Origin of the sequence: Qipengyuania aquimaris (assembly GCF_020171965.1) — a bacterium.
In the GTDB taxonomy this organism is placed as follows: domain Bacteria; phylum Pseudomonadota; class Alphaproteobacteria; order Sphingomonadales; family Sphingomonadaceae; genus Qipengyuania; species Qipengyuania aquimaris_A.
On record NZ_JAIUZK010000002.1, the window covers coordinates 854,079 to 879,762 of the forward strand.

Annotated in this window: 19 protein-coding genes; 11 read left to right on the top strand and 8 right to left on the bottom strand. The window is 61.3% G+C overall.

Going from position 1 to position 25,684, the window contains the following annotated elements:
- Positions 1–23: 23 nt before the first annotated feature.
- The 4 genes from LCM24_RS11950 to LCM24_RS11965 form a co-directional block, all read right to left on the bottom strand.
- Entirely contained in the window at positions 24–1,433 is a 1,410-nt protein-coding gene (locus LCM24_RS11950) for an MFS transporter (RefSeq protein ID WP_224804607.1), read from the bottom strand.
- Between the two features lie 90 nt (positions 1,434–1,523).
- Positions 1,524–2,384, bottom strand: a complete 861-nt coding sequence (locus LCM24_RS11955; protein ID WP_224804609.1) for an alpha/beta fold hydrolase — start codon at positions 2,382–2,384, stop codon at positions 1,524–1,526.
- Between the two features lie 31 nt (positions 2,385–2,415).
- Positions 2,416–4,104: a PHA/PHB synthase family protein gene (locus tag LCM24_RS11960; protein ID WP_224804610.1), complete on the bottom strand. Its 1,689-nt coding sequence runs from the start codon at positions 4,102–4,104 to the stop codon at positions 2,416–2,418.
- 69 nt (positions 4,105–4,173) lie between these two features.
- A complete protein-coding gene (locus tag LCM24_RS11965; protein ID WP_224804612.1) occupies positions 4,174–5,481 on the bottom strand; it encodes an FAD-dependent oxidoreductase in 1,308 nt (435 codons plus the stop codon).
- Between the two features lie 186 nt (positions 5,482–5,667).
- Here LCM24_RS11965 and LCM24_RS11970 point away from each other — a divergent pair, with 186 nt between their 5' ends.
- The 4 genes from LCM24_RS11970 to LCM24_RS11985 all read left to right on the top strand — a co-directional run bounded on the left by LCM24_RS11970 (position 5,668) and on the right by LCM24_RS11985 (position 14,166).
- Complete coding sequence (locus tag LCM24_RS11970; RefSeq protein WP_224804613.1) at positions 5,668–7,893, top strand: EAL domain-containing protein; 2,226 nt, start codon at positions 5,668–5,670, stop codon at positions 7,891–7,893.
- Between the two features lie 90 nt (positions 7,894–7,983).
- Positions 7,984–10,170: an EAL domain-containing protein gene (locus LCM24_RS11975; RefSeq protein ID WP_224804615.1), complete on the top strand. Its 2,187-nt coding sequence runs from the start codon at positions 7,984–7,986 to the stop codon at positions 10,168–10,170.
- A gap of 64 nt (positions 10,171–10,234) precedes the next feature.
- Positions 10,235–12,052 (top strand): translation elongation factor 4, encoded by a 1,818-nt coding sequence (gene lepA / locus LCM24_RS11980; RefSeq protein ID WP_224804617.1) that lies wholly within the window; start codon positions 10,235–10,237, stop codon positions 12,050–12,052.
- A 197-nt stretch (positions 12,053–12,249) separates the two neighbouring features.
- Positions 12,250–14,166, top strand: coding sequence for a putative bifunctional diguanylate cyclase/phosphodiesterase (locus tag LCM24_RS11985; protein WP_224804619.1), 1,917 nt, complete (start codon positions 12,250–12,252; stop codon positions 14,164–14,166).
- On the opposite strand, the gene LCM24_RS11990 is transcribed toward LCM24_RS11985, so the two are convergent.
- The 3 genes from LCM24_RS11990 to LCM24_RS12000 form a co-directional block, all read right to left on the bottom strand.
- Positions 14,163–14,984, bottom strand: a complete 822-nt coding sequence (locus tag LCM24_RS11990; protein ID WP_224804621.1) for a hypothetical protein — start codon at positions 14,982–14,984, stop codon at positions 14,163–14,165. The genes LCM24_RS11985 and LCM24_RS11990 overlap by 4 nt on opposite strands.
- 281 nt (positions 14,985–15,265) lie before the next feature.
- The gene (locus tag LCM24_RS11995) at positions 15,266–16,531 is read right to left on the bottom strand and encodes a glutamate-5-semialdehyde dehydrogenase (protein ID WP_224804623.1); all 1,266 of its coding nucleotides are present in this window, start codon (positions 16,529–16,531) and stop codon (positions 15,266–15,268) included.
- 46 nt (positions 16,532–16,577) lie between these two features.
- A complete protein-coding gene (locus tag LCM24_RS12000) occupies positions 16,578–17,369 on the bottom strand; it encodes a pyrroline-5-carboxylate reductase family protein (protein ID WP_224804624.1) in 792 nt (263 codons plus the stop codon).
- A gap of 204 nt (positions 17,370–17,573) precedes the next feature.
- Between LCM24_RS12000 and proB the strand changes: the two genes are divergently transcribed.
- From proB to LCM24_RS12035, 7 genes are all read left to right on the top strand, one after another.
- Entirely contained in the window at positions 17,574–18,722 is a 1,149-nt protein-coding gene (gene proB, locus LCM24_RS12005) for a glutamate 5-kinase (protein WP_224804626.1), read from the top strand.
- A 95-nt stretch (positions 18,723–18,817) separates the two neighbouring features.
- A complete protein-coding gene (locus LCM24_RS12010; protein WP_090479604.1) occupies positions 18,818–19,621 on the top strand; it encodes an outer membrane protein assembly factor BamD in 804 nt (267 codons plus the stop codon).
- 297 nt (positions 19,622–19,918) lie between these two features.
- Positions 19,919–20,092, top strand: coding sequence for a DUF465 domain-containing protein (locus LCM24_RS12015; RefSeq protein WP_090479601.1), 174 nt, complete (start codon positions 19,919–19,921; stop codon positions 20,090–20,092).
- A gap of 86 nt (positions 20,093–20,178) precedes the next feature.
- On the top strand, positions 20,179–21,381 hold the full coding sequence (nhaA, locus tag LCM24_RS12020; protein ID WP_224804628.1) for a Na+/H+ antiporter NhaA: 1,203 nt from the start codon (positions 20,179–20,181) through the stop codon (positions 21,379–21,381).
- Between the two features lie 33 nt (positions 21,382–21,414).
- Positions 21,415–23,079, top strand: a complete 1,665-nt coding sequence (gene recN / locus LCM24_RS12025; RefSeq protein ID WP_224804630.1) for a DNA repair protein RecN — start codon at positions 21,415–21,417, stop codon at positions 23,077–23,079.
- Positions 23,080–23,148: 69 nt separating this feature from the next.
- Entirely contained in the window at positions 23,149–24,096 is a 948-nt protein-coding gene (locus tag LCM24_RS12030) for a hypothetical protein (protein ID WP_224804632.1), read from the top strand.
- A gap of 167 nt (positions 24,097–24,263) precedes the next feature.
- Positions 24,264–25,094, top strand: coding sequence for a hypothetical protein (locus LCM24_RS12035; RefSeq protein WP_224804634.1), 831 nt, complete (start codon positions 24,264–24,266; stop codon positions 25,092–25,094).
- Between the two features lie 13 nt (positions 25,095–25,107).
- Here the strand turns inward: LCM24_RS12035 and LCM24_RS12040 are convergent, their stop codons facing one another.
- Positions 25,108–25,611 (bottom strand): DUF2165 family protein, encoded by a 504-nt coding sequence (locus tag LCM24_RS12040; RefSeq protein ID WP_224804636.1) that lies wholly within the window; start codon positions 25,609–25,611, stop codon positions 25,108–25,110.
- Positions 25,612–25,684 lie beyond the last annotated feature (73 nt).

Consider the following 25,684-nt stretch of genomic DNA (forward strand, 5'->3'; position numbering starts at 1 on the left):
GCAACCTATGAGTCCAGCGCCGACTAGTCTGGACGGCGTGTCATTCGCACGCTCAACAGCGTAGCGACCCCGACGAGGAAGAGCAGATTGATCGAGAGCATGCCGATGCGCTGGTCGCCCGACCAAAGGGTGAACTGCTCGACAAGGAGAGGGCCCATCCAGACCGTGATCGTGCCGGCGATCGCGTATAGCCCGAAGAATTCACCGCTCCGGCCTTCGGGTGCGAGTGCAACCAGCATGGTTCGGCTCGAGGAGATGCTGGCCGTCGCAGTGACAGCGATGATGCTGATAAGGCCGAGGTATGCGAGATCGGAAAGAGTGGGGAATATAATACCGTCCCAGACCTCGAAATTCGGGACGAGGCCGAGGAAAAGGCTCTCCTGCGTGATCGACAGCTGGACGAGGCCGGTGACAATCATGGCCCCGATTTCGAGCGCCAGAGCACGCTTCACGCCGACCTTCTCCTCAAGCCACCCGCCGAAGATCCCGCCACCGAAAGCGCAAACGCTCGCGAAAATCGCGTAGCAGAGCATCTCGAGAAAATTCCATTCGAGGAACAGCGCGACATAGACCGCGCCGAGTGCCAGCAAGGCTGCCATCCCATCGGCGTAGAACATGCGCGCAAGGAGGAATTTCATGAGCTCGCGGTAATGCGCTGCCTCGCGCACCGTGCGAGTGACGCTCTTGGCGCCCTCGCGAAATGCCTTGAGCCAGCTCGCACCGGGCGTTCCCGGGTCCTTTGCATTGGGGAAGAAGGGGATTGAAAAGCCGGCCAGCCATGCGGCACAGACCGGTCCTGCCAGCCGCGCATGTTCGAATTTGGTGAGGTCGACGCCGAACTGTGCTTCGGCGAAGGGCCAGCCAACCAATGCGGGCAGGACGAAGAGCAGTGCAATGGCGATGAAGATGAGCGATGCGGCGAGGTTGCCGAGGCCGAGGCCGAGACCGGAAATCATCGCCAGCCGCCGCGGTTCACCCGCAACGCTCAGCATCGCATTATGGGTGACCTCGGAGTAGGTGTAGCTGACATAGGCAATCACCAGCAGTGTCATGATTACTGGGACCGACAAACCCTGTCCGCCGGGCATTGCGAACCACAGCAGAGCCGAACAGATCGTGATGGCGGCGAGGAAGATGGCAAGGATCGGCTTCAACCTGCCGCCCCGGTCCAGAGCCGCCCCGAGGAACGGGGCTGTAAGCGCGGCTATGAAACCCGCCCATTTGGTGACCGAAGCGATGGTCGCTTGTCCCCGCGCATTCGCCGCTGCCTGCGCATCTTCAGCGGCAAGTCCATCGAGCTCTCCGCTTGCGAGCAGGTCGGCCCCGATAATGTCGCGCGCAAAATACGGCGCGAAAATGTAGATGACGATCAGGATGTAATAGGGGTTGCGGGCCCACTCGAACACGGCCCAGGCAAACCCGGTCTTACCCAATGCGCCCCCGGTCCCCCGTGATTCCCGCACCGCCAGAGGGCGGACGAGAGGATCGGGAGCGGCGCTGTCCATCAGTCGCCTAAACGGGTATTAGGCCGCTGCACGATCCTCGCCTTCCGGAGCGTCGAGGAACTCGCGCAAGGCTGCCACGCTTTCGTCGGCGTGGGTGAGAAGGAAGAGGTGCCCTCCGCCTTTCAAGACTTCCAGCCGGGCATTGCGGATCGCGGAAGCCAGAATGCGCCCATTGATCAAGGGTACGATCTGATCGTCGTCGCCCATCATGATCAGCACTTCCTTGTTGAGGAACGGCAGGGCGGGCAGGCTCGTCCAGCCCAGCATCGCCAGTAGCTGGTACATGTAACCACGGGGAGACGGCGGCTTCAGCCGGCCGATGTGGCTGTCTTTCTGATGCGCCTCGCCATCGGGATCGACACCGCCGTAGAGCGTGGCGAAGTGTTCGTTCATGAACTCCGGATCGATGTAGCGGCGCGGATCGGCCATCTTGGTGAGCGCTGCCGGATTTCCCGGCACCATCAGCATGCCTGCGGTGGTTGCCGCAAGTACCAGCCTGCGCGTGCGCTTGGGGTGCTGGAGCGCGAAATGCTGAGCCATGGCACCACCCCAGCTCACCCCCATCACGTCCACTGTCTCGACGCCAAGGCGATCGAGGATCTGGCTGGCAGTCCAGCACATCGTGAAGGGATTGTACGGCAGGACCGGATCCGGACTTTCACCGGTGCCCGGCATGTCGAACATGACGAATGCGCGTTCCGTCAGCATTTCCGCCAGCGGTGCGACGGCTTCGATATTCGCCCCGATGCCGTTGAAAAACAGCAGCGGCGGATGCTCGCTTTTCTGGTCCAGACGCCAATGCGCGACGCGCAAGGTCCGACCGCCTGCCTCGATCATCTCGATAGTGGCGGTCATGGGTTCGTCTTTCGATGCGGTCACGCGGGTATCCTGTTGCTTGCCGACGAGGGTGTCAGCACTCTTCCATAACGTAGAGACCGGGGGCAGGGTCCAGCGGCTGGTACGCTTTGTTCCCCAGTTTCGCAGGGGCCTTCTTCTTCTCGCCAGCGCGGTTCTGCACCCATTCCATCCAGTATGGCCACCAAGAGCCTGAAACTTCTTCGGTTCCCTTGAGCCACTCGTCGGCAGTCTCGGGCAGCTTTTTCTTCTCGTCCTTCTGGATGTAGTAGCGCGCTTTCGGGTTGCCCGGCGGGTTCAAGATGGCCTGCATGTGCCCCGAATGCGACAGGACGTAGGTCACATCCTTCGAGCCGAACAGGCGTGTCGAACGGTACGTCGCCTTCCAAGGCGTGATATGGTCGGTCACACCGCCAAGGATGAACAGGTCGCTGGTCACCTTGGAAAGGTCGATCTTGTGGTCGACCATTTCGACCTCGCCCTGCTTGGTGAAAGCAAGGGTTTCGAAGACGGTCAGGAAGTCGCCCATCAGGGCAGCTGAAAGGTTGGTCGCGTCTGCATTCCAGAACAGGACGTCGAATGCGGGCGGATCCTGACCGAGAAGGTAGTTGTTGATCACGTAGTTCCAGATCAGGTCGTTCGGACGCAGCCAGGCAAAGCCTCGCGCCAGATCGTCGCCCTTGATCACGCCCTTCTTGGACGCGCGGCGCTTGGCAAGGGCCAGGCCGTTTTCCGACACCAGCGAACCGGCTTCGATATCGTTCTGCTTGGGATGCAGGACACAGACCATCAGCGTTAGTGCACCGAGCAGGTCGTCCTTGTCGGACGCCATCTTGCTGGCCAGCATCGAGGCAGTCTGCCCGCCCGAACAACCGGCCGAGACATTGACCTTCTTGGAGCCGGTGATCTTGCTGACTGCTTCCATCGCTTCACGGCAGGAGCGAACATAGTCGGCCATGTCCCAGTGGCCCTGTTCCTTGGTCGGGTTTTTCCAGCTGATCACGAAGGTCTGGATGCCGTTGTCGAGCTGGTACTTCACCACCGATTTTTCCGGCGAAAGATCGTTGATATACATCTTGTTGATCTGGGGCGGGATGGTGAGCTGCGGGATCTCGTAAACTTCGTCGGTGGTCGGTGCGTACTGGACCAGTTCCATCATCTCGGTGCGCAGGACCACCGAGCCTTTCGACGTGGCGATATTTTCGCCCAGCTTGAACGGCTTCTTGTCGACCTGGCTGACCATGCCCTTGTTGTGGACCATGTCGTCGTAAGCGTTCTTGAGCCCCTTGATGAGGCTGAGGCCACCGGAATCGATAGCCATCTTCTGCGCGGTCGGATTGCCGACCAGCGTATTCGTGGGGGCGAGCCCGTCGATGATGATATTCGAGATGAAGCGGGCGCGGTCGCGCTCCAGTTCGTCGAGTTCAAGGTCTTCGAGCCAGCGGGAAGCGCCCTTCTGGACAGCTAGGTAGTACTGCATGCCAGCGCGCATGAACGGATTGTACTGCCATGCAGGATCGCGGAAGCGCTTGTCCTTGGGGTCGGGTGCCAGTTCGCTCTTGCCGGTCATGATCTTGATCATGTCCTGACCGACTTCCTGGCTATGCTTCATCAGTCTTTGGGGATCGGATGCGGTCTCGCGCAGCATGACGGCAACCGCACCGAAGATATCCTCCCGCGTCAGGCCGATAAGCGGGCCAAGTGCGCTGGTGGATTGTGCGGCTTCGTCTTCGAGCTGTGCCATATCGTGTGGATCCTCTTTTTCTTTGTTCTTGCTACTATTCCAATGCAGCGCGCCGCGCCAGTGTTCCGCTTATTTGCGCGCGGCAATCATGCTTTCGATGTCGACGAATTTCTCGCGCGGGGCTCCTTCACGCGCCGCAGCGGCTTCCGCTTCCTCGATCTTTTGCCAATCGCGGAAGGTGACGATGTCGAGGCCGCGATCGCGCGCGAGTTCATCGAAACCTTCGCGGCCACGTTTGCGCCCGCCTTGCCCGATATCTTCTGCCAATTTCTCGATCACGCCGTAACCGTCCGGGCGGTTCGTCCCGATAGTGCCCGTGGGGCCGCGCTTGGCCCACCCGACACAATAGAGGCCCGGCAGGATGCGACCCTCGTCATTGGCGAAACGACCCTGTCTTTCGTCGAATGGAACCCCGTCGATGGCGGACGAACGGTAGCCGATGCATGTCACCGCCACATCGGCCGGCACTACGTAGGTCTCGCCGGTACCGGTGGCGCGTCCTTTCTCGATGGTGGTGCGTTCGACTTCTACACCGGTCAGGCGACCACCTTCGCTTATGAAGCGGACCGGGTTCGCGAAGAAATCGAATTCGATGGCAATCGCCTTTTCCCCGTGGATGCTTTCCGGGATGGCGGCGAAATCGCGTAGAAGCGTCACGGATTTACGCAGGCCAGGTTCGAGTATCGCGTCATCATCGACGGGAGGAAGATCGTCTCCGTCTACCCGAGGGCTTGCACGGTCCAGATGCATCAGTTCGCCCAATTCCTTGGGGGTCATCATTATCTGGTGCGGTCCGCGCCGACCGAGAATGGTGATGGTTTCGAGGTTGGAGCCGCGCAGCATTGCGAGGGCGTGCTCGACTATATCCGATCCTGCCAGCTCGGCTTCGGTCTTGGACAAGATACGGGCCACGTCGAGAGCGACATTGCCCATGCCGATGACGACCGCGTGGCGCTTCGACAGGTCCGGATCGATGGAGGCAAATTCGGGGTGACCGTTATACCAGCCGACAAAGGCAGCGCTGCCGAAGATATTCGCAGCATCTTCACCTTCCAGCCCAAGCGACCGGTCCTCGGGGGCACCTGTGGCGAATACCACGGCGTCGTATAGGTCCTGCAACTCTGCGACGGAAACGTCTTCGCCGACCGTCACATTGCCGACGAAGCGGACGTTGTCGCTCAGCGCGGTCTTTTCGTACCTGCGAGCGACGCCCTTGATCGACTGGTGATCCGGCGCAACGCCGGTCCGGATTAGGCCATAGGGAACCGGGAGCTTGTCGAAAACATCGATGCGGGCATCATCCTCCCACTGCTTTCCTGCAGCTTCGGCCGTGTAATAGCCGGCCGGACCGGACCCGATGATTGCGATATGACGCATGAGCGGTTTTCTCCCCCCGCAGCTCTATCGATGACAATGCCTTCACGCATGCCGTGACGCAAGCGCCCTCGCGAAACCCGCAGAAGCAGCGCACCTGATGGTTATGCATTGGGTAACGATTTCCCGCTAAACGAGCGCCTCAACCGCGGGAATAGCGCGGATCAACGAGACGATCGGGTTTTAAATATGAGTGGATTTTTCTCGAAGCGGGGCAAGAAGCCCTCCAAGGCAAAAGTTGCGGCAAACGAAAATCCAGGCGGCAAAACCAATGCGCCTGAGGCATTTTCGCGCATCCAGATGCTCGACAGCTTCGAGAACGCCGGACTGGGATGGTTCTGGGCGACCGACGCCGAGAACCGTCTGATCTACCTCTCTCCGTCCGCTGTCGAGCAGGCCGGACTGACCAAGGGTGAAACGATCGGTCAGTCGATCGCCGACTTCTTCCACCAGGATGAAGAGCACGTTCGCGAAGGCCGCCCGTTGAAGTTCCTTGTCAGTGCCCGGAACTCGATTTCCCACCACCCGGTGAAGGTTGCCTCGAGTAGCGAAGAAAGCCCGCAATACTGGGAATTGACCGGCGTACCGCAATACGATGAGGGTAAGAATTTCATCGGCTATCGCGGAAGCGCGAAGGATGTAACTGCCAGCCGTGCTTCGCGCATCGACGCCGAGCGCATGGCGCAGTTTGATTCCCTTACCGGCCTCGCCAATCGGCACCGGATGACCAAGCGCCTCACTTCGACGCTGAAGGCGTTTCACGCATCCCAGCGTAGCTGTGCGCTACTGATGCTCGATCTCGATCGGTTCAAGCAGGTCAACGACACGCATGGCCACCCAGCTGGCGATGATCTGCTCAAACAGGTTGCGAACCGGATCGAGCGCATAGTCGGCAATAAGGGCGAAATTGCGCGGCTTGGCGGCGATGAGTTCCAGGTCATGCTCCAGGATATGGATGACCGCGCCGAATTGGGCGAGCTTGCCGATCGCCTGATCAAAATGATCTCCCAGCCATACCAGGTGAACAACACCCGCGTGACCATCGGCACTTCGGTTGGCATTGCGGTTTCTCCGTTCGACGGCGTTGAGCCAGACGAGCTGGTCAAGGCGGCCGACCTTGCGCTTTATGCTGCGAAGAACAAGGGCAAGGGCTGCTATCGCTTTTACAATGTCGACATGCGCGACGGGGCGCAGACGCGTAACCAGATCGAGACGGATCTGCGCCGGGCGATGGAAGACGGCGAGCTGCGCATGTATTACCAGCCGATCGTCAGCTCCAAGGACCACAATCTCAAATGCCTCGAAGCGCTGATGCGCTGGGAGCACCCGGAGCGAGGTTTCATCCCGCCATCGCAGTTCATCCCGGTCGCCGAGGAAATCGGCATGATCAACGAGCTTGGCGATTGGGCGTTGCAGCAAGTCTGCAAGGAAGCAGCTGGCTGGCCTTTCGAGCTGCGCGTGGCCGTCAACGTTTCGGCGATCCAGTTCGCCCAGGATAATTTCCCGGAGAAGGTGAAAGAAGCTCTGCGCGAGGCGCGTATGCCTGCACGCAGGCTTGAGCTCGAAATCACGGAAAGTGTCTTCGTCGGCGACACGGGCCGGACACAGGAAATGTTCGAAGAACTGAAGCGACTTGGCGTCCGACTGGCTCTCGATGATTTTGGGACCGGCTATTCCTCGCTCAGCTATTTGCAGAAGGCCCCATTCGACAAGATCAAGATCGACCAGGCCTTTGTTCGTGGGGCAACGGAGAAGGGTAACAACAACCCAGCGATCATGTCGGCAATCGTCAGTCTGGCTGAATCGCTTGGCATGGAAACGGTGGCGGAAGGCGTCGAAACGAAAGACGAGCTTACGCTGGTGGAGGAACGCGGCGCAAGCCACGTGCAGGGCTTCATTTTCTCGCCGGCAATCAGCCATGAAGAGCTTCTCGAACGGCTTGAGAGCAAGGAACTGAAGTATGAGGCGCGTGGTCCGGAACGGTTCCGTTCCGAACGCAAGAGCGTCTTCCGCAGGGTCGGGCTCATACACGAGGATCACCGGTATCACGTGACCATGCGTGACTTGTCGAAAACGGGCGCGAGGGTCGAGGGCCTCCTGAATGTGCCGGTCGATACGCAGGTCGTTCTCGATCTGGGTGGCGGCCAGCTCGCGGTCGCAGTCGTTCGCAGGTCCGAAGAGTACACACAGGGTCTCGAGTTCGAGACGCCCCTGATCAGTGACGGCGCGGACGGCCTTTGCACGCGTCACCGCGTATCGCCTTACGAGATAGCGTCCGCGTCCAACGCGCCGCTGGCCAGCTTGCCAGAGGACCCTTACGCACTGCTCATGGCGGAAAACGCTGCAAACGGCACGCGTAAGCAGTTTCTCGAGGTGGATATCAGCAATTCGTCCCGTAAACGCAAAGCTGGATGAAGGTGATTACAAGCCCGGCGTTAGGGTAAAAATAACCATTCCCGCTTAGACCCGAACCTGCAAGTTCAATGTAGTAGAGGTCTACCCACCATGGGGGCCATGCCCTTTTCCAACCTGTTCTCGTCTCGCGGCGAAGCACCTGCGTCTGCGGTCCCCCAAGGGATCGCTGCGGAGGACAAGCTTCGGATCGTCGACGAAATCGAGAGCAGTGGAGCGCTGGGGTTCTGGTCGACCGATCGCAACGGAAATATCGCCTATCTCTCGCCTGCTATTGCGGAGCGACTGGGTGCCTTGCCCGAAGAACTGATCGGCACGCCGCTCCAGCAGGTCCTGATCCCGGTCGAAGGTGAAACCGATGGCCGCTCGCTTGGGCTTAAGCTCAACACCCGCAAGTCTTTTTCCAATTTGTCGGCGCAGGCCCAAGCTAGCGATAATGATGCCGTGCTATGCCTGTCGGGCAGGGCGCTCTACGACGAAAAGACGGAGTTCGCCGGCTTTCGCGGCAGTGTCGTCGACATCACCGAAGACTTTCGAGCAGAGGCCGAAGCGAACCGGCTCGCAAAATTCGATTCGCTGACCGGGCTCGCCAACCGGCACCGGATGGAGCAGCGCATCGATTCGACGCTGAAAACCTTCTGCGCGGCCGAACGTACCGCCGCCTTGATGATGCTCGACCTGGATCGCTTCAAGCAGGTCAACGATACCCTCGGGCACGCCGCTGGCGACCAGCTTCTCCAGCAGGTCGCGGACAGATTGCGCAGCGCCGTTGGCGGACGCGGCGAGATCGGTCGACTTGGCGGCGACGAGTTCCAAGTCTTGATCCCCGACATGGACGATCGCGGTGAGCTGGGCGAGATCGCAAAGAAGATCATCCAGATGCTCTCGCAGCCTTATTCGGTCGAAGAAGGGCGCTGCACCATCGGCTGCTCCGTCGGCGTGGCAATCGCGCCTTACGACGGCCTTGAACGCGAAGAACTGTCACGTGCTGCCGACCTGGCGCTGTACGCATCGAAAAACGGCGGCCGCGGTCAGTTTCGCTTCTACGGCGCGGACCTCGAGCATGAGGCCAATCTGCGCAAGCGCATGGAAGACGATCTTTCAGCGGCAATCGAGGCAGGTGATTTCGCCCTCGAATACCAGCCGGTCGTCGACCTTGGGTCGAACACGGTTATCGGGTTGGAAGCCAAATACACCTGGGAAGACGAAGATCGCGGTCGGGTGGCTCCCGAAACTTTCCTTCCTATTGCCGAGGGAAGTCGTCTCATTGTCCCGATTGGCGAATGGGCCCTACGTCGTGCGTGTGAGGATGCGGTCCAGTGGCCGGGCAACCTGCGACTTTCGATGAATATCTCGCCTGTCCAGTTCGAAGCCAACGGATTTGCCGAGCTGGTCGAGAAGATTCTCGAAGAGACCGATCTCGATCCGGCGCGGTTGGAGCTTGAGCTCAATGAGAGCGTCTTGCTTGGCGATGCGTCGAAGGTTGATGCGACGCTCGGCCACCTCTTCAAACTCGGGGTGCGGCTGACGCTCGACCAGTACGGGACAGGGCGCTCCTCGCTGGCCTACCTGCGCCGCGCACCCTTCAATACGCTTAAGATCGGAGCGAACTTCTTCGAACCCATGTTGGGCAACGACCTTGGCGACATGGAACTGGTCCGCGCGGTGGTTGCGCTCGCAAATGCGCTTGGCATGGAAACTGCCGCTTCGGGCGTCCATGCGCTCAAGCTGATGCAGGAACTGAAGCACCTGGGTGTCGGGCAGGTCCAGGGCTTCGTCTATTCCGATGCCGTCAGCCACAGCCAGGTTCTCGAAGAGATAGACAAGGGCGTCTGGGTCCTTGAACCGACCGACCAGGGCAACCAGCGCGCCAATCGCAGGACGGTCTACCGCAAGATCGGTGTGATCCACGAAGATCACTACTACGATGTGACCTTGCGCAATCTGTCGCGCTCGGGTGCGATGATCGAAGGGCTCGAGGATGTGCCTGTTGGCACCATGTTCGTGCTGGATTTCGGCGGCGGGCAACTCGCGGTCTGCACTGTTCGCCGGACCATGGGCGATACGCAGGGGCTCGAATTCGAGCAGGAACTGGTCGACGACGGGGCAGGTGGCTTGTGCACGCGAAATCGTGTCAGTCCATACGAACTGGCGGCCGCCGGGGCTCCGCTCGAAGCACTGCCTGCCGGCAAATATGCGATGGCCGCTCAATCGTCTGCGCCGACGAGCTATCCCAAGTTCAAACTTTCCGAAAACGCTTCGGGAGCGAGCAAGGGCTAGCTCGAACACTATTCGCGCAATTGCGGCTGACACGCATTCAAAGCGCGGCTAAAGGGCGGTCGCAATGACTGACCTTTCCAAGATCCGTAACTTTTCGATTATCGCGCATATCGACCATGGCAAGTCGACGCTCGCCGATCGGTTGATCCAGCATTGCGGCGGGCTGACCGATCGCGAGATGTCCGAGCAAGTCCTCGATAACATGGACATCGAGAAGGAGCGCGGCATCACCATCAAGGCGCAGACCGTGCGCCTCAGCTACACCGCCAAGGATGGCGAGACCTATGAGCTCAACCTCATGGACACACCCGGCCATGTCGACTTCGCCTACGAGGTCTCCCGCTCCCTCGCAGCCTGCGAAGGCGCCCTGCTGGTCGTGGACGCGGCGCAAGGCGTCGAGGCCCAGACCCTCGCCAACGTCTACCAGTCGATCGAGCACGACCACGAAATCGTCCCCGTCATCAACAAGATCGACCTCCCCGCTGCCGAGCCCGACAAGGTCCGCGCGGAAATCGAGGAGGTCATCGGCCTCGACGCATCCGACGCCGTCCTCACCTCCGCCAAGTCCGGCATCGGCATCGAGGACACGCTGGAAGCCCTCGTCGCCCGCATCCCCGCGCCCTCGGGCGATCGCGACGCGCCCTTGAAGGCCATGCTGGTCGATAGCTGGTACGACCCCTACCTCGGCGTCGTCATCCTCGTGCGCGTCATGGACGGGGTCATCAAGAAGGGCCTCAACGTCAAGTTCATGCAGGGCGGCACGCAGCACCTGATCGACCGCGTCGGCTGCTTCACCCCCAAGCGCACGGACCTGCCCGGCCTTGGCCCCGGCGAAATCGGCTTCATCACCGCGCAGATCAAGGAAGTCGAACAGGCCCGCGTCGGCGACACCATCACCACGGTGAAGGGCGGGGCGGACAAGGCGCTGGCGGGCTATAAGGAAGTGCAGCCCGTGGTCTTCTGCGGCCTCTTCCCGGTCGACGCCGCTGAGTTCGAGAAACTGCGCGAAAGCATCGGCAAGCTGCGCCTCAACGACGCCAGCTTCAGCTACGAGATGGAAAGCTCCGCCGCGCTGGGCTTCGGCTTCCGCGCCGGCTTCCTCGGCCTGCTGCACCTGGAGATTATCCAGGAACGCCTCAGCCGCGAATACGACCTCGACCTCATCACCACGGCCCCGTCCGTGGTTTACCGCGTGCACCTCGCCCATACGAAGAACGAGGACGCCGCTGTCGTCGACATCCACAACCCCGCCGACTGGCCGGACGTGAACCGGATCGACGCGGTGGAGGAACCGTGGATCAAGGCGGTGATCTACACGCCCGACGAATATCTCGGTGCCATCCTCAAGCTGTGCCAGGACCGCCGCGGCATCCAGACCGACCTCACATATGTCGGCGGCCGCGCACAGGTGAGCTACGAGCTGCCGCTGAACGAAGTGGTGTTCGACTTCTACGACCGCCTGAAATCGATCAGCCGCGGCTATGCCAGCTTCGATTACGAGCAGATCGGCCTGCGCGAAGGCGACCTCGTGAAGATGAACATCCTCGTCAATAACGAGCCGGTCGACGCGCTATCGCTGATCGTCCACCGCAGCGTTGCGGAAGAGCGCGGCCGCGGCATGTGTGAGCGCCTGAAAGACCTGATCCCGCGCCACCTGTTCAAGATCCCGATCCAGGCCGCGATCGGCGGCAAGATCATCGCCCGCGAAACCATCGCCGCCCTGCGCAAGGACGTCACCGCCAAATGCTATGGCGGCGACATCAGCCGCAAGAAAAAGCTGCTGGAGAAGCAGAAGAAGGGCAAGGCCAGGATGCGCGAGTACGGGAACGTGAGCATCCCGCAGGAGGCGTTCATTGCCGCGCTGCGGATGGGGGAAGAGTGAAAACCGACCAAGGTACAATAACTTAGGTAATGGTTTACCGACCGGACTTCTGTAAACGCACTCTATCCTTGTCGACCAATTGCGTAGTGGACCATCTCAAGCCTAGTGCAGGATTAACAAAAGTTACGCTTTATTAAAACGGTAGCGGTAAAGCCGCCCTCAGGTCGTAGTCGCTTGATGGGGGGCGAAGTCGCCTCATGCACAGGGCGGTCGAAAACAAGAAACTTGCCTCGGACGCAGCGATTGCGGGTGCCTACCTGCCGATCGTCCGCGGTTATTTCATGGTCGCAGCGGCTTATTATGCGATCATGACCATAACCCATTTCTGGTTTGTCGAGGCACCGGGTCTTTACTGGATCGCGTCCGCTTCCTCGATCGCAACGGTGGGCTGCCTGATCGCAACGCGAACTTCTCGTCGAAACCTGCCGCTTCAACAACTCGAGTTTCTTGCCACGATCGTCAATCTCTTGGTCGTCGGCAATGTGATTGTCGCTATTTTCGTCGAGTTCAGCACTGCCAAATTCGTCTATTTCGTCATGATTGCGATGATTTTCGCGTTCTCAAGTGTGACGATGCGACAAGCGGCGGTGTCGATCGCTATCGCTCTTGCGGGCCTTTGCCTCCAAGTTCTGGCATTCGATCCGGGCAATCTCGTCATCTACGCGTTCATCGGGTTCGGCGCGGCGATGAGCGCTTTTGCCATTGCCTATTTCTTGCGGCGAGCTGTCTCACTCTCTGTTCTGGCCGGGGAGAAAGCGGAGAAGGAACGCGAGTATGCGGAAAATCGGCTCGCCAAGGCGGTGGAGTTGAGCGAAACAATGCGGCTGCGTTCGCTTTCCGATAGCTTGACGGACCTACCTAACCGCCGGGCTTTCTATGGCGAACTTGAACAGGCTAAAGTCCTCGCCGCCGACGGGGGGCGTTACTGGATCCTTCTGCTCGATCTGGACGGCTTCAAATCCGTGAACGACAACTACGGCCATATCGTAGGCGATGAGCTACTGAAGCTTGTTGCACGCAGGCTGAAGAAACATTGCCAGGATGTCGGGCACGTAAGCCGCATCGGCGGCGATGAGTTCAGCATGATTTTTTGCCAGACGGACGAGATGGTGGACGAGTGGGCGAATTCGCTGCTGGCAAGCCTTGCGCAGGTCTACCAGATAAATGGACGACGGGTCCAAATTAGCGGATCGATCGGCTATTACGAGATTGATCCGGGCGAAGCGGATCAGAGCATGTTGCAGAAGGCTGATTTTGCGCTTCTGCACGCCAAGAGGGCCGGTAAGAATCGGTTTGTCGCGTTCGATGCCAGCCACGCGGAAATGGCTGAAACCTCTTTCAGGATCGAGCGTGCCTTAAAGTCCGCCGATCTGCAGCACGAACTTGAGATCGCGTACCAGCCGCAATGCGACATCGAAAGCGGTGACGTAGTTCGCGTGGAGGCGCTTGCTCGGTGGAACTCCCCTTCGATTGGGGAAGTCAGTCCCGACAAGTTCATTAAGATTGCCGAAGAGACAGGCCTCATTTCAAACATCACCGTGACGGTGGTTCGCAAGGTGTTCGAGGACATGAATCGGGTCGGCTGGAATGTTCCGGTGTCAATCAACCTGTCGGCTTCAGACGTATGTTCGGATCGCACGATGGAAGAAATCTTGCGGGTGGTTCCCTTGGACTTCAGCTCTTCCGGGTTGATCGAGTTCGAGGTTACGGAAACGGCCACCATGTCCGATACGGCGAAGGCGAGGGCCAATCTTCTGCGATTGCATCAGGCCGGCTTCCCGATTGCCATTGATGATTTTGGCACAGGGTATTCGAACTTCAATTACCTTCGCACGTTGCCCATCGGAAAACTGAAAGTCGATCGGTCATTCCTTGACGACAAGGCCGATCCGATGACTGAACGGGTCCTCACATCGCTGGTTGGCTTGGCGCGCACGCTGGAAGTCACTTGCGTCCTGGAGGGAATTGAGTGCGAGCTCGACTTGCTTATGGCGAGAAGGTCCGGGTTCAACCTAGTGCAGGGTTTTCACCATGGACCGCCGATGTCGATAGATGATCTCATGAAGAGCCGGTTCTGGTCGGTTGAATACCTGGACCAAGTCCAGACTGCTTAATCCCCCTCGCTCTTCTGCATGCGCGTCCAGTTGTCTGGGGTTTTTTCTTGCCGCGGCTCTTCGGGGCTTTTTTGCCACTGGGGTAGGGTCAGGGGGATAGAACCCTTGACGCAGGGGGCGGCGGGATCTTCGGGGGTGGTGCGCTTCGCGTAGTGGGGGTGGTCCGGGTCGTCCTGGGCGCGATAGCCGTTTGCTGCGTCCTCTGCCCTTATGCGCTTGTACTCCTGCCATGCGGCCCAGGCACGGGGGCTGTGGTTGCGCTCCATCAGGGCCAGCGTGTCCTGGACCTTGCGCTCGATGCTGGCGCGCACCTCTGCCGGAGTGACGCGGGCCTGCTCGGCCTCCCATTCGGCTCGCCATTCCTTCTTCTTGCGTTTCAGATCCATCTTGCCGATCGCGTTCATCGCCTTGGCGCGGCCTTCGGCAAACCGCTCGGGCGCGCGGTTTCTCAGCATGAACATCAGCAGGCGGTCGTTATAGGAAATGCGCGTGCCGACGAGCTGGCCATAGGAGTAGACGGGCACCTCCACCCCGTTGAGCGCGCGGTCCATGGCGACGTCCTCGATCCGCTTCATGCCGAAATCGAGCGCGGCCTCCCATGCGGCGGCGAATTCCTCGGCCCCGGGCTGGCGGCGCAGGCTGTAGGCGCCGTGGGTGGACCGGTTAACCGCGCGGCAGGCGGAGGCGACGCTGCCGGTATCGGCCAGCGCCTCGATGAAGGCGCGCTGGACATGCGGTTTCCACCCGTTGCTGCGGTCCCTCTGGCGCGGGACGGGGGTGAAGTCGGGCAGGTGGACAGGGGGTTTGGTGTCGGACACGGCGGCTCTCCCATGCGAAAAGGGCCGGGGAATGCCCCGACCCTTTGCAGTAGGAAAATGGTTTCTCTTGTTTGCGCACCGACCTCCGTCGGCGCGTCCTCGCTATGCGTGCAGCAAGCTGCACCCGCTGCGGGCGGGCGGTTGCCCTTGCGGACTGCTGGTCGCAGTCCGTTCAAGCTGTGATCCGGGTGATGGCAGTCAGAGGCCGACTGGCCGTCGCGCCTTTTGGCGCGGAAGCCTAAGGGCCCGGATGGGCCCGCCGGCGTTTGAGGCTACACAAATTACGGCCGCGTCTGGCCGTCACCGTGGACGAGGTATTTGAAGCTGCACAACTGTTCGAGGCCGACGGGGCCGCGGGCGTGCATCTTGCCGGTGGCGATGCCGATTTCTGCGCCCATGCCGAATTCCCCGCCGTCGGAGAACTGGGTGGAGGCATTGTGCATGACCACCGCGCTGTCGACCGAGGTGAGGAACTGGCGGGCAGCGTCCGCATCTTCGGTCAGGATGGCGTCGGTGTGGTGGCTGGAGTGGTCCTCGACCCAGGCGATACCTTCCTCGAGACCGTCCACGATCTTCACGCTGGCGATCGGATCGAGATATTCGGTGCTCCAGTCTTCCTCGCTGGCGGGCTTGAGCCGGTCGTCGATGGCAACCGCTTCCGCATCGCCGCGCAATTCGCAGTCTGCCGCCATGGCGTCGGCGATCCTGGGCACCACCTGGTCGGCGATGGCGCGGTCGATCACGATACTTTCCGTCGCCCCGCAGATGCCGGTGCGGCGCAGCTTGGCGTTGCGGATGACCTTCACGGCCTTGTCGACGTCTGCCGCAGCATGGACATAGGAGTGGCAGTTGCCGTCGAGGTGGAGGAGGGTGGGTACGCTCGCCTGGTCGCGGACCAGTTCGACGAGACCGCGGCCTCCGCGCGGGATGACGAGATCGACGAATTCATCGGCCTTGAGCAGGGCGGCCACCGCAGCGCGGTCGGTCGTCTGGACGGTCTGGACCGCGTCCTTCGGCAGGCCTGCAGCTTCGAGGCCCTTCTGCATCGCTTCCACGATGACGCGGGTCGAATGACGGCTTTCGCTGCCGCCGCGCAGGATGATGGCGTTGCCGCTCTTGAGGCAAAGGGCAGAAGCGTCCGCGCCCACGTTCGGGCGGCTTTCGTAGATCATGCCGATCACGCCGATCGGCACGGCAACGCGCTCGATGCTGAGGCCGTTGGGGCGTTCGAAAGTCGCGAGCTTGCGGCCGACGGGGTCGGGCAGTTCGGCGATTTCTTCCAGCGCCTTGGCCATGCCTTCGATGCGGTCTTCGGTCAGGCGCAGGCGGTCGATGAAGCTTTCGGGCTTCTTGCCTTCCACGCTGGCGACGTCCTTGCCGTTCGCTACGAGCAGCGCCGGCGTCGCTTCGCGCAGCGCCTTGGCGGCTTCGCGCAGGGCGGTGTTCTTCGCCTCGGTGCTGGCGGTCACGAGGCCGCGCGCTGCCTTGCGGGCGCGCTGGCCGAGATCGTGAATATGGATTTGCGGGTCGAGTGTCTGGTCGGTCATGATGTCTCTTCTATCAAATTTTCGTGGCAGGCGGGAGGCAGCGAGTTCAGCGCAGCTCGACCGCCCGGTCGTAGCAAGCCTGCAAGGTCGCACGCAGGCGTTCGGTGAGGCCGCCATCGCCATTGAGCGCATTGAGGCCGGCGGCCGTCGTCCCGCCCTTGCTGGTCACGCTATTGCGAAGCTCTTCGAGTGACAGCGCGCCCGGCTCGGCGGCCATGTCGATCGCACCGCCCATGGTGCCGAGCACCATGTCGCGCGCCTGTTCTTCGGTGAAGCCGTGCTCCATCGCGACCTCGACATAGGCGCGGGCGATCTCGAACACATATCCCGGTCCCGAGCCGGCAACGGCAGTAACCCGGTCGAGCTGTTCTTCGGTGTCCACGGTAACCGTCGCCCCTGCGCGGGCCATGAATTCCTGCGCATGGGCGAGGTGTGCTTCACTGGCTTCGGGGGAGGCGAAAATGCCGCTCACTCCGCGGCCGATGGCAGCGGGCAGGTTGGGCATCACGCGAATGACGGGCGCACCGCCCATCGTCGCGGAAAGGCGCGCGGAAGAATAGCCTGCCGCAATCGAGATCAAGTAGCCGTCCGGTGCGAGGTGTCCGACATAGTCCGGCATGATGTCGTCGATCATCTGGGGCTTCACCGCGACTATAAGGCAGTCGAAGCGTTCGCCGTCTAGCGCCGCCCTGTCCGACACCAGCCTCGCCCCTCCGGGCACACTTGCTTGCCCCGGGTCGACCACGGTGATCGATTCCGTTCCCTTGGACCATTGCTCCAATAAAGCGGATCCCATCTTTCCGCATCCGACTATCAGGACTCTATTTATAATAATCATTCACCGTTCTGCGCATTCAGCGCGTTGATTAGAGTATTGAGTTCTTCGAAAAACTTTGAATAGGTTTTCATCGACCCGAAAATATTAAGAAGCGTATTTCGTGTTATTTGTGATCGCGGAAAATCTTCAAAATCCTATTGTGCAGCGCACCATCACCATCTATATAGGTTTCCGAAAATTTCAAGGATGAATAACTTTTTCATTATGACCAAACCCAAGACCATCGTTGTTAAGATCGGCTCCGCTCTGCTGGCAAATCAGGAATTGCTTACCCCCCGCTATGGTTTCCTTCAGCGGATGATGGAGGACATCGCCCACCTGCGATCCGAAGGGTGGAATGTAATCGTCTGTTCCTCCGGGTCCGTCGCGCTTGGTCTGCGTATCATTGGTGAAACGCCCGCAAGCGCTGGCGTATCCGATAAACAGGCCGCGGCGGCTTGCGGTATGCCGCTACTTCTCAATGCCTACAAACAGGTCGGGCACGAGTTCGGCTTCGATATTGCACAGGTCCTTCTGACGCTGGGCGATTTTGAAGACCACCGCCGCTTCCTAAATACGCGCAACACGGTCCACCGCCTGCTGGAATCCGGGATCATGCCCATCGTGAACGAGAACGACACGATCACGACGGAGGAAATCCGGGTCGGCGACAATGATCGGCTCGCGGCCAAGGTCGCGCAGATGGTCGGTGCGACCGACTTCATCATCCTGACCGGCGTCGACGGCCTTTACGACCGCAACCCCGACGATCCCGAAGCGCAGTTCGTGGCCGAAGTCCACGATGTGAACGAGTACATGGATGCGACCAAAGGCAAGTCCACACTGGGCACCGGCGGCATGGCTACCAAGCTGCAGGCCGCCAACATGGCGCAGGAAGCCGGTGTCACCACCTGGATCGCGCAGGGTGAAGTCGACCGCCCACTGTCGCGCGTCCTCGATGGAACGGGCCGTGCCACCAAGGTCATTCCCAATCCCGAGCCGCTTTCGGGCTGGGACAGCTGGATCGCCAACCGCCTGCAGATGGCCGGTAGCATCGTGGTTAGCGAATCCGTCGCGTCGAACATTGCAAATGGCGACAGGGCGATCCGCCGTTCCGATGTCATTTCCGCCGATGGTGATTTCACCCGCGGGGACGTGCTGCACATCTACGATAACAAGGGGATCGAACGGGCACGCGGCCTGTCCGACTTCACCTCCGAAGAACTGCGCGTCATGATCAACAACCCCGATACCGATGCGGAGCAGCTATTGGGTTATCGCACAAAGGGCGAAATCATCCGCAGCAACAATCTGGTTGCCCTGGATACGCGGCACCTCCTGTGGGACGCGCCTGCCGCGCTCAGCGAAGGCTAATCCCTTGCGCATCGGACGGCTCACCGATTTATCCGGTGGGTTAGGCGCGAACTTCACTTGGCGTTCAGCGGGGGTCTGGCTATAGGCTCGCCACCATGACGACCCATTCGCGTTTCGCTCGCAAGCTCGCCCTCGGTGCCCTCGTCGGTGCCACCCTTGTCACTGCCGGTTGCGCAAGCCGCGGCGGGGGCGGGGCGGAAGACACCGCTTACATCGCGCGTGACGTCGAAACGCTCTACGCCGAGGCGAAGGAACGGCTTGATCGCAACCAGCCCAAGCTGGCCGCCGCGCTGTTCGACGAAGTGGAGCGTCAGCATCCCTATTCGCCGTGGGCCCGCCGCGCCCAGCTGATGAGCGCATTCAGCTACTACGTCGCGCAGGATTACAACAAGACGATCACCACGGCGCAACGCTTCCTGTCGATCCACCCGGGCAACAAGGATGCGCCTTACGCCTACTACCTGATCGGGCTCAGCTATTATGAGCAGATCAGCGATATCCAGCGCGACCAGAAGGTGACCGAACAGGCGCTGACCGCGCTGCGCGAAGTCGACCGCCGTTTCCCGCAGACCGAATATGCTGCCGACGCGCGCCTCAAGGTCGACCTTGTGCGCGATCACCTTGCCGGCAAGGAAATGGAAATCGGCCGCTATTACCAGCGATCGGGCAAGTGGATTGCATCGCAGATCCGTTTCCAGAACGTCGTCGAAAATTTCGAAACCACCAGTCACGCCCCCGAAGCGCTTTATCGCCTGACCGAATCCAGCCTCGCGCTCGGCATTCCCAGTGAAGCGGTAAAATACGCGGCCGTTCTCGGTGCCAACTATCCGGGCAACGAATGGTATGAAAAGGCCTATGAGCTGGTTCAGGACCACGCTGCAGGCGTCAGCGCCAGCTAGGGCAGGGTACATCTCCATCGAAAAAGGCGCCACGGCAACGCGGCGCCTTTTTTCTTGGCCGAAATCGGGCGGTTATCGGCGAGACGGAAAAAATCTGCCGAATCCTTGAAACCCGATCGATCCGTTCGCATTTAATTACTGCGGACCGGGCCCCTCTGGCGTGCGCGAGAAAGTGCACGTGATGTCGGACCGCATCGGACAACCGATGCGCGCTGGCAGGCCTTTCCCCTCCCCCCTCCCAGCCTGACAGCGCCATCGGGTGTCCGATCGACATAAGCCTCGATTTCGGAGACTACGATGACGGCCCGTACTTACAGACTGACCCAGATCCACCAGCGGATCGACGAGCGCCTGCGCCTCGAACTGCGCAAGCGGACGCCCGACTGGTTGGAAATCTCCCGCCTCAAGAAAATGAAATTGCGCGCGAAAGACGCGCTCCATCGCATGGCCAAGCGTGCCAGGCCTGCCTGACGGCAGCTAAGGGGTCCGTCGCCGCGCAACCATCCCCATGCGCAGGCGGCGGCTGCCCACTCGTGTAAAAAATTCCGGAGTTACCCATGGTCAAAGCTATCGCCCCCATGTTGCGAGACTTCCTGCAGAAGGAATCAGCCGGCGGCATCGTCCTGATCTTTGCCGCGCTGCTCGCCCTTGCGGTAGCCAATTCCCCGCTGCTTACTGCCTATCAGGATGGGCTGGCGACGCCCGTGGTGTTCGGTATCGGTGGCTTCGTCATCGACAAGCCCCTGCTGCTGTGGATCAACGACGGCCTGATGGCCGTATTCTTTTTCCTCGTCGGCCTGGAGGTGAAGCGCGAGATTTTCGAAGGCCAGCTTTCCAGCTGGGACAAGGCTTCGCTCCCGCTAATTGCCGCGATCGGCGGCATGGCGATCCCGGCTGTGATCTTCCTGGCGCTCAATGCGAACTCGCCCGAGAGCATCAATGGCTGGGCCATTCCCGCTGCGACCGACATCGCATTCGCGCTCGGTATTCTCTCGCTACTTGGCTCGCGTGTCCCCGTTGCGCTGAAAGCGCTGCTGCTCGCCATCGCCGTGATCGACGACATCGGCGCGATCGCGATCATCGCTCTGTTCTATTCTGGTGAGCTCGACACCGGTATGCTCGGCCTTGCCGCGATCGTCTTCGTGGTGATGCTGGCGATCGGCCGGGCGAAGGTGCAGTCGACCATTCCCTATATCCTCCTCGCGATCCTGATGTGGGCATTCGTGCTCAAGTCTGGCGTCCATGCCACGCTCGCCGGTGTCGCTGCGGCGATGACCGTGCCGCTCGATGCAAAGAGCGATCACGGCCCGCTCGAGACCATGGAGCATGCGCTGCACCCCTGGGTGGCGTTCCTCGTGATCCCGATCTTCGGCTTGGCCAATGCGGGTGTGACCCTGTTCGGCCTGTCTCCCTCAGCGCTGCTCGAACCGCTTCCGCTCGGCATCGCTCTCGGCCTTCTGATCGGCAAGCAGATCGGCATTTTCGGCTTCGCATTTGCAGCCGTGAAGCTGGGGCTCGCAAAACTGCCGGAGGAAGTGAACTGGGCGCAGGTCCACGCGATGAGCCTGCTGGCCGCAATCGGTTTCACCATGAGCTTGTTTATCGGCAATCTCGCCTTCGCTTCGCCGGAGCAGATCGATGCGGTGAAGATCGGCGTGCTGTCCGGCTCGACCATTGCGGCGCTGGCCGGATACCTCCTGCTCAAGCGCGCCTTGCCTCTGCAAGCCGAAGCTGTTGCTAACGGAACAAAGGGTGGATGACGCGACGCTTCGGGTGGGCTAGGAGGTCTCCTGATGCTCACCCGGCTGGCCATCCGCAATATCGTACTGATCGAAGCGCTCGACCTCGATTTCGGGCGCGGGCTCGGCGTGCTTACGGGCGAGACCGGGGCGGGCAAGTCGATCCTCCTGGATTCGCTCGGCCTCGTGCTCGGCAACCGCGCCGACAGCGGCCTTGTGCGCGGGGGTGAGGACAAGGCGAGCGTCAGTGCCAGCTTCGAATTCGCCGCTCTGCCCGATCCGCTCGCCGAATTGCTCGATGATGCCGATATCGAGATCGAGGAGGGCGAACCGCTCATCATCCGTCGCCAGCTGAAAGCCGACGGCAAGAGCAAGGCCTTCGTCAACGACCAACCCGTCAGCGTCGGCCTGCTGCGCGAGATGGCGGGGCACCTCGTGGAATTGCACGGCCAGCACGACGACCGCGGCCTCGTGAACCCGCGAGGTCACCGTGCCCTGCTGGATCGCTTCGCCGGCGGCGATACCGCCAAGGTGGAGCAGGCCTGGGCGACCTGGCGCGATGCCGAAGACAAGCTCGCCGAGGCGCGCGGCAATCTGGAACAGGCGAAGCTCGACCAGGACCTGCTGCTGGCCCACCTGTCCGAACTGACCGCGCTCGAACCGCAGGCGGGCGAGGAGGCGCGCCTCGCCGAAACGCGCGCCGCGATGCAGAAGGGCGAGAAGCTGTCGGGCGACCTCGAGGAACTGCGCCATCTGTGGGAAGGCTCGGACTCGCCGCTCGCATCGATGCGGGTTGCGGCGCGCCGCCTCGACCGCATTGCGCCTGAACACCCGCTGCTGGCCGAAGCGCTCGCCGCCCTCGACCGCGCGGTGATCGAGGCAGGCGAGGCGGAGGACAAGCTACAGTCGGCGGCCGAAGCGCTCGAACATGACCCGCAAGCGCTCGACGCTGCAGAAACGCGCCTGTTCGACCTGCGTGCAATCGCCCGCAAGCATCGCTGCGAGGTGGACGAACTACCCGAGAAGATGCGCGAATTGCGCAGCCAGCTCGACTCGATTGAAGGGGGCGAGGCTGAGCTCGACGCGCTGGAGCAAGCGGCCAGGACCGCCGGCGCGCGCTATACGGCAGAGGCAGAGGCGCTTCATGCCAACCGCGTAGCTGCGGCCATGCGCCTCGACGAGGCGGTGGCGCGCGAACTCGCTCCGCTGAAGCTGGATGCCGCGCGCTTTAAGACGGCTGTGGCCGCGCTCCCGGAAGACCGCTGGGGGCCGCACGGGATGGACAGCGTGGAATTCCTCATCGCCACCAATCCCGGCGCCGATTTCGCACCGCTCAACAAGATCGCCAGCGGCGGCGAGTTGTCGCGTTTCATCCTGTCGCTCAAGGTCGCGCTGGCCGAGCAGGGCGGGGCGGCAACCGTGATTTTCGACGAGATCGACCGCGGCGTGGGCGGAGCGGTGGCCAGCGCCATCGGCGAACGTCTCGCCCGTCTAGCAAGCGACGGACAACTTCTCGCCGTCACCCATTCCCCGCAGGTCGCGGCACGCGGCGGCATGCATTACATGATCGCCAAGAGCTCCGAGGGCACGGTCACCAAAACCAGCGTTACCAAGCTCGATGAAGCAGGTCGGCAGGAAGAGATCGCCCGCATGCTCTCGGGCGCGGAGGTGACGCCGGAAGCGCGCGCGCAGGCCGACAGGCTGCTGGAAAAGGCCTGACCGGGGCACTTGCCGGCATTTCGGGCGTTATTCGCCGTAATGCATTGGATCAGAACCCTTTGTGCGACGTTGGCGCTTACCGCCCTTGCGGGCTGTACGACCTATTTGCCTCGCTACGAACCGCAGAAAGGCGCGTTCGCGACCGGCTATTACGATAATATCCAGACGCCTCGCCTCGCGCTGCTGGAATACCGGTTGGCGAATTATTTCGCGCAATCGAAGCGCCGCTATCCCGTCGTATGCGCGGCAGCTGAAAGGATCGACCTATATAGCGAGGCAGCGCGCGCCCGTCCGCTGGATCCGGAAGTCGAACTCAAGCTGATCGCGCGCTTTCCGGGCCTTTCGCCTCTATCTCGCTGCGAGCGGGACGGCTTGGATATCGTGGCAAGTGACACCGGACAGCCAGCCGCGATCTTCGACGTGCACGAGCTGGTGTGCGACACGCCGACGGTCTGTCTGGCGTGGGCAGGCTATTATGCGAACGGCCAGCACGGCTGGAGCTACTTCCGGATGACCTTCGCGGATGGCGAATGGCGTATAAAGCGTGAGGAACTCGACATTGTCCTTACCGCCGGCGACCCCGCTCCCCAATCGATACCCGAACCCCGTGTAGAACTACCGGACACCCCGCAGATGGCAGTGCTGAAAACCCTGCTGGACGAGCAATTCGCCAATCCCGACCGCTTTGCCACCACCTGTGCGACCATCGTGCCGGGAAACCAGGCCTCGCAGGCATTGCCGGACGAGGTCGAGGTCGCGCTGATCCAGTACTATCCCGAGCTTGCCCCGTTCGACCGTTGTGTGTGGAAGGACGATGCGCTGGTCGTGGATGCCATCACAGGCGAACGGGCGGTCATCTATTCGGTGCGCCGGACGGTCTGCCCGACGAAGGACGAATGCACGGCATGGGGCGGGTGGATCACGGCAAATCTTGGCGCGCAGGCATGGGAATACCGCATCCGTCGCGTCGACGGCAGATGGACCGTCGAACGCACCGGCACTGGGGTGATATCCTGAGCGAAATGGAAAATGGCGCACATCGGCAAGGGCGGCACGATCCGGCGCTGTCTCTCATCTGCGCTGCTCTTTTCCCTGTCGCGCTGACGGCCTGTTTCGGGGAAAGAGACGGGCGGACACCTGAAGTGCCCGAAGGGAAATTCCCGGCGGATCAGCCAAGCGAGGCGATGCCGGCGCTGCTAACCTACACCCACATCGGTGCGCTGGAGGCGATCCAGGCCGGTACAGTGGTCAAGCGCGGCCCGTGTTTCTACCTGTCCGGAGCTCCGGAAGAGGCTGTGATCCTCTGGCCCGAAGGCACGCAAATCGTCCGCGACACGGAACGTGGCGTGGCCGTCGAATTGCCGGATGGCTTGCGCATAGCGGTGGGCGACAGGATCCGCGGCGGCGGTGGCTCCTTGCCACCTGCGCAGCCCATTTCCGACTTTGCCAGCCAGCAAGTGCCGGAAAGCTGCGCGACGGGGCCTGCCGTGCAACTCCATAGCGTCGAATTGGTAGAGCGCGTTTATGCGCAAGACGAAGACTTCCGTCCGCCACCGCCTCCGCCGCCGCCACCTGCACCAGACTTCCTCGATAGCGTGAGAGATCATCCAGCTGACAGCGGGAGCGATGCGATCGAAATTCTCGGTATCGACGATCCGCGAGAGGCGCTGTTCGCCCACATGATCGCAGGGTTACGTAGAGGTGAGGACTTTCACGATCGGCCGGTCTGCCTGCGCGAGGTGGACGACGCCCTGTTCTCGCGCCTCTCGATCAGATTCGAGCACGTCTATCGCGCCGGTGCGTGCCGCTGGCAGGACGGGGGTGTGAGGCTGCGTGCCGATGACAGTCCCGCGGTTTTCGTTGAGGCGCGGCTCGATTGCGACGGGCGCAGCCGCTGTGTTGCCGAAGGGGCGCGCATTTTCGGCAACGTGGGCGGCGAAGGGCAGGGCTACGTCATGAAGCCGGTACCCGGTGGATGGTCGCTCACCACCTCTGGAATATCGTGGATCTCGTAATCCTGACTATCGGTTAGCCCGCCTGCGCAGGTTGCTCTTCCGGCATGCTGACATAGATCAGCGTCATCATGGCCATCCCCCCATAGACCCATGATCCGTCGAAGGGCCCTTGCCCGAGCGGCATTTGCCAAAGCTGGTATCCCGCCACGGCCACGCCCTGGAACAGTCCCCACCAGTTCAGCACTGCTGCACCCATGGCGATCTTCGCCCATGTCTTGCCTGCCTGGAATTCTGCGCCCGAAGCCTTGCGGAGCGTGAAGAGCTTCCAGGCACCGTAAAGGCCGCCAAGGCCCGCGATCAGCTCCAAGGAAAAAACCAGGACGATGCCCACCACGATGAGAAACGACGGCGGGACCGGCAGCAATGTCACGGGATAGGCTTCCTGGTCCGCATGGCTCGTTGTGTAGACGAAGAAATCGTAAGCCTGCGGAAGGTTGGCGATATTGTGAGCGACATAGAGCAGCGCCATCAAGGCGACGCTGGCGGTAATTCCTGCTTTGAGAAGGCGGTCGGTCATCCCATTTCCCCCAAATCGGTGATGCGACCTTGCGGCACTTTTCCCCGTGCCTGTGCTGGGGCATAGCGCAGGA